General features: G+C 63.9%; 7 protein-coding genes. 2 read left to right on the top strand and 5 right to left on the bottom strand.

Features of this window, described 5'->3' with window-relative positions; translation table 11 throughout:
* A partial coding sequence (locus tag VOI29_RS06275) for a cation:proton antiporter (RefSeq protein WP_323776861.1) occupies window positions 1-1233 on the top strand: 1233 nt, incomplete at its 5' end.
* Window positions 1234-1290: 57 nt separating this feature from the next.
* Here VOI29_RS06275 and cobT read toward each other — a convergent pair.
* Window positions 1291-2307 (bottom strand): nicotinate-nucleotide--dimethylbenzimidazole phosphoribosyltransferase, encoded by a 1017-nt coding sequence (cobT, locus tag VOI29_RS06270; RefSeq protein ID WP_323776859.1) that lies wholly within the window; start codon window positions 2305-2307, stop codon window positions 1291-1293.
* 101 nt (window positions 2308-2408) lie between these two features.
* On the opposite strand from cobT, the gene cobS reads away from it, so the two are divergent.
* Complete coding sequence (gene cobS, locus VOI29_RS06265) at window positions 2409-3167, top strand: adenosylcobinamide-GDP ribazoletransferase (protein ID WP_323776857.1); 759 nt, start codon at window positions 2409-2411, stop codon at window positions 3165-3167.
* A gap of 70 nt (window positions 3168-3237) precedes the next feature.
* Here the strand turns inward: cobS and VOI29_RS06260 are convergent, their stop codons facing one another.
* The 4 genes from VOI29_RS06260 to VOI29_RS06245 all read right to left on the bottom strand — a co-directional run bounded on the left by VOI29_RS06260 (window position 3238) and on the right by VOI29_RS06245 (window position 7773).
* The gene (locus tag VOI29_RS06260) at window positions 3238-3750 is read right to left on the bottom strand and encodes a CarD family transcriptional regulator (protein WP_024090807.1); all 513 of its coding nucleotides are present in this window, start codon (window positions 3748-3750) and stop codon (window positions 3238-3240) included.
* A gap of 300 nt (window positions 3751-4050) precedes the next feature.
* Complete coding sequence (fdxA, locus tag VOI29_RS06255) at window positions 4051-4389, bottom strand: ferredoxin FdxA (protein ID WP_024090808.1); 339 nt, start codon at window positions 4387-4389, stop codon at window positions 4051-4053.
* A gap of 62 nt (window positions 4390-4451) precedes the next feature.
* Complete coding sequence (locus VOI29_RS06250; RefSeq protein ID WP_323776853.1) at window positions 4452-4826, bottom strand: RNA-binding S4 domain-containing protein; 375 nt, start codon at window positions 4824-4826, stop codon at window positions 4452-4454.
* Window positions 4827-4833: 7 nt separating this feature from the next.
* Window positions 4834-7773, bottom strand: coding sequence for a helicase-related protein (locus tag VOI29_RS06245; RefSeq protein ID WP_323776851.1), 2940 nt, complete (start codon window positions 7771-7773; stop codon window positions 4834-4836).
* Window positions 7774-7778: the final 5 nt, after the last annotated feature.

Genomic DNA, 7778 nt, shown 5'->3' with positions numbered 1-7778 from the left:
CTAGCCGGCATTTACCTGACCCGGCAGCTGTTCCGGTTCATCCACGCCTCCAACCTGCGGGAAATGTACACCGCGCTGGCGCTGATGATTGTCGTCGGCATCTCCTTCCTGATGACCCTGGTCGGCCTCTCGCCCGCCCTTGGCGCCTTTCTGGCCGGGGTGGTTCTGGCCAACTCCGAATTCCGGCACGAGTTGGAAAGCGACCTCAACCCTTTCAAAGGGCTGCTGCTGGGGCTGTTTTTCATCACCGTCGGCGCGGGCATCAACTACCGCCAATTCCTCGCCGATCCGGGCGATCTGATCGGCTTGGCGCTGCTGGTGATCTTTGCCAAAGGCGTGGTGCTGTTTGCCGTCGGCCGCGCCTTCGGCCTGCGCCGCCGCCGTTTGTGGCTGTTCACGCTCAGCCTCGCCCAAGCCGGGGAGTTCGGCTTTGTGCTGCTGGCTTTTTCCACCCAGCTCAACGTCATTCCGGCGGCCCTGTCCGAGAAGCTGCTGCTGGTGATTGCGCTGTCGATGCTGATCACGCCGCTGCTGTTCATCGCCTATGACCTGCTGTCCAAACGCATGGGCGACGCCCGGCAGGATTTTGAACCCGACGAGATTGACGAAGAAGGACCGGTGATCATCGCGGGCATCGGCCGTTTCGGCCAGATCGTCAACCGGCTGGTGCAGGCCAGCGGTTTCAAGACCGTGGTGCTGGATCATGACATGGAGGCGGTGCAGCTGATGCGCCGGTTCGGGGTCAAAAGCTTCCTTGGCGATCCCACCCGGCCCGAATTGCTGAAAGCTGCAGGCATCGCCAAGGCCAAAGTATTCGTGGTGGCGCTGGATGACCCGGAAGGCGTGGTCAAGATGGTTACCTACGTGCGCCGGGCCTACCCGGATCTGCACATCATCGCCCGCGCCAAGGACCGCAATCATGTCTATGAGCTGTACAAGGCCGGCGCCGATGACATCGTGCGCGAGATGTTCGACAGTTCGGTGCGTGCAGGCCGCTATGTGCTGGAGAACGTCGGCCTCAGCGAATATGAGGCGGCGCAAGCAACGCAGACCTTCTATGCGCATGACCGCGCCAACCTGCGCGACCTTGCCCAGCACTGGATCCCCGGCGTGCCTGCCAGCCAGAACCCGGCCTATATAGACCGCGCCCGCGAACTGGAAAAAGCCATCGAAAGCGCGATCTTCGAGATGGCCGAACGCAAGCGCAAGAAGTCTGCAAACGCCGCCGAATAACAAAGGCCCGGGCGCAGACCCGGGCCTTGCGGCAGTAAAACATGCGGGACCGCCTGGTCAGCCGTCTGTGACCCCGGCCTCGGCAAAGGTCGCCATGCCGCTGTGGCAGGCAACGGCGCCTTTCAGCACTTGGATCGCCAGCGCCGCACCGGACGCCTCGCCCAGACGCAGCCCAAGCGCCAGCAAAGGTTTCTTATTCAGTTTCGCCAGCAGCGCCGGATGGGCCTCTTCGGCGCTTTGATGGCCCGCAACTGCATGGTCCAGCGCCCCGTCTGCAGTCTGCAGCAGGCAGGCTGCTGCAGCGCAGCAGATGAAACCATCCAGGATCACCGGGATGCGCAGCACGCGGGCGGCGGCAATCGCGCCCGCCATGGCAGCAATCTCGCGCCCGCCCAGGCAAGCCAGCGCATCCAGACCGTCCCGGATTGCATCTTTGTGCAGCGCAACGCCTTCGGCCACCACGCGGATCTTGTTCGCCAGCCCTGCATCGTCCACGCCGGTGCCGCGCCCGGTCCAATCCCCAGCTTCGCCACCGAAAAGCGCACAGGCCAGAGCCGCTGCAGGTGTGGTGTTGCCGATCCCCATTTCGCCGACCACCAGCAGGTCAGCGCTTGGGTCCACTGCCTCCCAGCCGGCTTTCAGCGCAGCCAGCAGATCGTCCTGGCTCATAGCCGGCCCTTGGGTGAAATCGGCGGTCGGGCGCTCCAGCGCCAGCGCATGCACATCCATCCGGGCGCCGGCCAGCCTGGCCAGCTGGTTGATAGCCGCGCCGCCATGTTCGAAGTTGATCACCATCTGCGCAGTGACTTCCAGCGGGAAAGCCGAGACGCCCTGTGCCGTCACCCCGTGATTGCCGGCAAAGACGATCACCTGCGGCGCGGAGATCTCCGGCCGGTCGCTGCCGCGCCAGCCGCCGTACCAGATCGCCAGCTCTTCCAGACGGCCCAAGGCACCGGGCGGCTTGGTCAGCTGGGTGTTGCGCGCAGCCGCGCCATCAAGCGCGGCCTGGTCCTGCGCGGGCGCAGCAGCCAGTGCGGCGCGGAAGTCATCAAGGGAGGAAAGCTGTGGCAGCATGTAAAAGCCTCGTTGCATCGGAGCGGGGGACGCGGATAAAGCGGATGGCAATCTGTTTAACCGCTGACGGCAGTGCCGCAAGCCCCCCAATAGGCCGGTAAATGCGAAAAAACGACATCCAGGCAAATGACATCCTGCTGGCGCTGGTTCTGCTGACCCGGCTGCCGCTGCCGTATCTGCCCGCGACAGCCTTTCAGCGGCAGGCCAAGGCGGTCTGGGCGTTTCCGCTGGCCGGGCTTGCCGTCAGCCTGCCCGCGGCGCTGGCGGCATCCCTTGCCTTGCACATGGGCCTGCCCGCCGCGGTGGCCGCAGGGCTGGCGCTGACGCTTCAGGTGATGCTGAGCGGGGCCATGCACGAGGACGGGCTTGCTGATACCGCCGATGGTTTATGGGGCGGCAATAGCCGGGACCGGCGGCTGCAGATCATGAAGGACAGCCGCATCGGAGCTTATGGCGTGATTGCACTGATCCTCGGGTTTGGCCTGCGCTGGAGCGCCCTGGCCGCGCTGATCGCCGCCGCAGGCGTCTGGCCGCTGCCGGCCCTGGCAATGCTGAGCCGGGCAGCGATGCCTGCGCTGATGTCGGCGCTGCCGAATGCGCGCGCTGCCGGTCTGTCGCAAACCGTCGGCCGCCCCCGCGCCCTGCCCTGTATGCTGGCAGCCTTGCTTGCTTTTGTCCTGTCGCTGCCGCTGATTGGCGCTGCGGCCTTGGCTGCTGCCTTGGCTATGGGCGCGGCTGCCCTTGGTTTGGGCGCTTTGGCCAAAGCCAAGATCGGCGGCCAGACCGGGGACATTCTGGGGGCATCCCAGCAAATTGCCGAGATTGCCGGCCTGCTCACGCTTCTCGTCTTCTGCAGCTGAACCAAGCCGGTGCATGAAAAAGGCCGCGCCCCGGGGGCACGGCCTTTCGTAGGATGATTACAGCGGATATTCAGGCTGCAACGCGGGAGGTCAGAACCTCGTCCACCTGCTTGGCGGCAGCGATTTCGTCATTGCCGGATACAGCTGCGACTTCGCGGGTCAGGCGCTCAAGCGCGGCTTCGTACAGCTGGCGTTCGGAGTAGCTCTGCTCGCGCTGATCATCGGTGCGGTGCAGGTCTCGGACCACTTCGGCGATCGAGATCAGATCACCGGAGTTGATCTTCTGCTCATACTCCTGTGCGCGGCGCGACCACATGGCGCGTTTCACCTTTGCTTTGCCTTTCAGGGTTTTCATCGCCTGGGCAATCACGTCCGGCGAGCTGAGCGAGCGCATGCCCACTTCGGTAGCCTTGTTGGTCGGCACCCGCAGGGTCATCTTGTCCTTTTCAAAGGTGATCACGAAAAGCTCCAGCGCAAAGCCGGCCACTTCCTGCTCCTCGATCGAGATGATCTGGCCAACGCCGTGCGCCGGGTAGACTACATACTCATTGGGGCGGAATTCGAGCTTCTTCGATTTGGTCATACAGATTGTTCCTTACTCATAGCCGGGCGGCTCCGGCATGTTAGCGAGCAAAATGCCCGGCCCCGGTCAGTTCGATTTGACCAGCCCTCAGGACATTTTATCCGCAGAAATACCGCCCAATCTGCGCACCACTGCTGGCGTGCGCCGGGGCGGACTCCGATTGTTTATGTCTTTTGTGCCTTAAGCATACCACAAAAAAGGGCCGCCCGGAAGGCGGCCTGCCGGCCATGGCCGGTAAAAACCCCGTGCAATGCGGCGGTTTTCCGCAGATTTGCGGCACCGGTTGTCAAAGGCGGAGAATCAGCCGCCCTCGCCGGGCGCCTCAGAGAAATACTTCTCCATCTTGCCCTCTTCGCCGTCGCGCTCCTCGTAGCCCGGCATCGGGTCTTTCTTAGAAACGATGACCGGCCACAGTTCAGAGTATTTGCGGTTGAACTCAACCCATTTATCCATATCCGGCTCGGTATCCGGGCGGATCGCATCAGCCGGGCATTCCGGTTCGCAGACGCCGCAGTCGATGCATTCGTCGGGGTGGATCACCAGGGTGTTCTCGCCCTCGTAAAAGCAGTCCACCGGGCATACCTCGACACAGTCGGTGTATTTGCAGGCGATGCAGTTTTCCGTCACGACATAGGTCATAGTACCGAGTCCCGTTATCCGTTTGCGCCTAGCTAATCCAGACCGGCGAAGGCTTCAAGCCGTCAAAGGGTATCCTGCTTGCGAGTAAGATCAAGCGCTCTGCGGGCTTTTTTGTCCGGGCGGCCTTTTCCTTCGAACTTGGGGTTGGCCGGAATTTTTTCCTGCCTTTCCGTCAGATCAAAGTACAGGCCCTGCGCCTCGGGCGCCGGGCCGCGGCGCGTGCCGATGGCTTCGACCCGCACCACGCGGATCACTTTGGCCTGGGCAAAGGTCAGAACGTCGCCCGGGGCGACGTTCTGAGCCGGTTTCAAGGTCTTGGTGCCATTAAGGCGCACATGGCCCGCGCTGACCGGTTTCGCGGCCAGGCTGCGGGTTTTGAAAAACCGCGCATGCCACAGCCACTTGTCGATGCGGATCTTGGGCGCGCCCTCGGCCATGGCAGGATCAGTCGCCCTGTTTCAGCCCCATCAGCGCAGCGGCAAAGGGGTTGTCGGGGTCGATCTGCTTTTCCTTCTTCGCGGGACGCGCCGAATAGGTCTTGGCACCCTGGTCCTGGCGCGGTCCGCCCTTGCGGCCCGGCTTGCCGCGGCCGCCGTCGCGGTCGCCGCCCTTGGCGCCGCGCGGCTTGCCCTTGCCTGCCGGCTTGCCGTCGCCCTGCGGACGGCGGTTCTGCTGGCGCTGGCCGCCGCCTTGGCGTCCGCCTCGGTTGCCGCCCCAGGTGAAGGTGAAGAACACTTCCATTTCCGGTTCGGCAGCAGCCTCTGCAGCCGTAGCCGCTTCGGGCTTGGCTTCTGCAGTGTCTTCCGCAGGTGCAGCCTCGGCCTCAGCAGCGGGAGCTTCGGCAGCGGCTTCCTCAGCCGGCACTGCGTCCGCAGATTCGGCAGCGGCATCAGCAACCGGGTCTTCAGCAACCGGGTCTTCAGCGGCAGGCGCCTCTTCAGCCGCGGCCTCAGCGGGCTTGACTTCGGCTTCTGCGGGCTTGGCTTCCGCTTCCGCCGCAGCCGGCTTCACCTTCTGGCGCTCGCCCTTTTCGGCCTTATAGCCCAGGCCCTGCATCAGATCGGCGAACTGCTCCAGTGTCATGCCGGTGATCGACAGCATGTCGGCCTTGGCTTCAAAGCCGCCGCGGCTGTCTTCGCCGCGCAGCATGTCGGCCAGACGCTCCAGCATGTCGATGCGGATCATCCGCTCCCCCGCCGCGCGGTAGCCGGACATGGTGTCATAGCCTTCGGGCGCGTCCTTGGCGGACGGCACAGTGACCAGGCCCGGAGGCGGGGATTCAGGGAAGTCCTGCAGACCGTTGGCCAGCGACCACAGCACCAGCCGCAGACGGGTCGGCGCCGGTTTCAACAGCAGCGGCATGAAGATTGTGAACTGGCCGAAACGGATGCCGTGCTTGCGCAGCGCGCCGCGGGCATCCTGATCCAGGTCCTTGACCTCTTGCGCGACACTTGCGCGCGGCAGCACGCCAAGGTTTTCAACCATGCGGAAGGCAAAGCCGCGCGCAAGGCCGGTCAGCTCTTCGTCCTTTTGCAAGGCCAGCAGCGGCTCAAACAGCGCGTTGACCTTGCGAGTGATGAAATGCAGCAGGCGGCGTTCCACCTTCTGGGCCACATCCGGTCCGGCGGACTCGTCCACAAAGACCTCGATCTGCGGGGTCAGCGCATCGGCGCCGGCAACCAGCTTGCCCACCGCATGCTCGCCCCACATCAGGCCGCCCTGCTCGGTGTAATCGATTTCGGTATCGGGCGCGTTATAGAACCGGTCCGCTCGCAGATGGAATTGCGGCGCCAAAGCCTGCAGCGAAGCCGCCTTCAAGGCTTTTGCCTCGGCACCCTGCGCTCCCTTGTCCGGGCTGAACCGGAACCCCTCGAGACGGCCGACGAATTCGCCTTCAACCGTCACTTCACCCTTGTCATTCACTTCGGCCAAAAGGGCCTCCTTCTGCTTGAGCCGGCGCAGCAACACAGACGTGCGCCGGTCCACAAATCTTTGCGTCAAGCGCTCGTGCAGCGCATCTGACAACCTGTCTTCTACAGCGCGCGTCTCCCCGCGCCAATGGCTTTCGTCACGCAGCCAGCCATTCCTTTGCGCGACATAAGTCCACGTGCGGATAAATGCCAATCTTTTCGACAGGGCATCGATGTTGCCGTCGGTGCGGTCAATCCGCTTGACCTGGCGCGCGATCCAGTCATCCGGCACCACGCCGCCGCCATGCAGATGCTCGAAAATCACCCCCAGCAGCGCAGCATGCTCCGCGTGGGAGATACCGCGGAAATCGGGTATCCGGCAGATATCCCACAGCAGCCGCACCGATTGCGCATTGGTGGTGCGGGAGAGGACCGCGGATTCGCGCGACAGCATTTTCAGCGCGCCCAGATCATCCGCCTCGCGCGCTTTGATCAGGTTTTCATCCGCAGGGCTTGCTTCGAGCGAATGGATAAGCGCCTCGATCGTGCCGAATTGCAGATCGGCGGAGCGCCAATTGAGCTTTTTCAGCGGCGTAAACTGGTGGTTCATGATCGCCGAGGCGGTGCCCTCGTCCAGCGGCCTTGCATCGCCGGTGACGCCGAAAGTGCCATGGCTCATCCCGCGGCCCGCCCTGCCGGCGATCTGGGCCAGCTCGTTCGGGGCCAGCTCGCGCATGCGGCGGCCGTCGAATTTTCTGGTAGAGGAAAACGCCACATGGTCGATATCCAGGTTCAGCCCCATGCCGATGGCATCGGTGGCGACCAGATAGTCGACCTCGCCGTTCTGGTAGAGCGCCACCTGAGCGTTGCGGGTGCGGGGGCTGAGCGCCCCCATCACCACAGCCGCACCGCCCTTCTGGCGGCGGATCAGCTCGGCGATCGCATAGACATTATCAACCGAAAACCCGACAATCGCGGTGCGCGGCGGCATCCGGCTTATCTTTTTCGAACCTGCATAGACCAGATCCGACATCCGCTCGCGCCGGTGGAACTCCACCCCCGGCACCAGCGCTGAAATCGGCCCGCGCATGGTGTCGGCGCCCAGAAACAGCGTCTCCAGCGTGCCGCGGGCGCGCAGCAGACGGTTAGTGAAGACATGACCGCGCTCTGGATCGGCACAGAGCTGGATTTCGTCGATCGCCAGAAAGTCGCAGCCCATTCCTTCGGGCATCGCCTCGACGGTGCAGATCCAGTATTGCGCCCGCGGCGGCACGATACGCTCCTCGCCGGTGACCAGCGCCACCACCGACGGCCCGCGGGCCGCCGCCACCTTGTCATAGACCTCGCGCGCCAGAAGCCGCAGCGGGAAGCCCATGACGCCAGTGCGGTAGCCCAGCATCCGTTCGATGGCATAGTGGGTTTTGCCGGTATTGGTCGGGCCCAGGACGGCCACGATCCGCGATGCGTTTGCCATTGCTT

It is taken from the genome of Leisingera sp., assembly GCF_034669605.1.
Taxonomy (GTDB): Bacteria; Pseudomonadota; Alphaproteobacteria; order Rhodobacterales; family Rhodobacteraceae; genus Leisingera.
Note: the sequence above shows the minus strand (reverse complement) of the source record. Positions and strands in the feature narration are given on the sequence as shown.

What these genes read in the sequence shown, in the direction of transcription:
- cobT (WP_323776859.1), bottom strand. Translation starts at nt 2,307, where the DNA reads ATGCTGCCACAGCTTTCCTCCCTTGATGACTTCCGCGCCGCACTGGCT.
- cobS (WP_323776857.1), top strand. Translation starts at nt 2,409, where the DNA reads ATGCGAAAAAACGACATCCAGGCAAATGACATCCTGCTGGCGCTGGTT.
- VOI29_RS06260 (WP_024090807.1), bottom strand. Translation starts at nt 3,750, where the DNA reads ATGACCAAATCGAAGAAGCTCGAATTCCGCCCCAATGAGTATGTAGTC.
- fdxA (WP_024090808.1), bottom strand. Translation starts at nt 4,389, where the DNA reads ATGACCTATGTCGTGACGGAAAACTGCATCGCCTGCAAATACACCGAC.
- VOI29_RS06250 (WP_323776853.1), bottom strand. Translation starts at nt 4,826, where the DNA reads ATGGCCGAGGGCGCGCCCAAGATCCGCATCGACAAGTGGCTGTGGCAT.
- VOI29_RS06245 (WP_323776851.1), bottom strand. Translation starts at nt 7,773, where the DNA reads ATGGCAAACGCATCGCGGATCGTGGCCGTCCTGGGCCCGACCAATACC.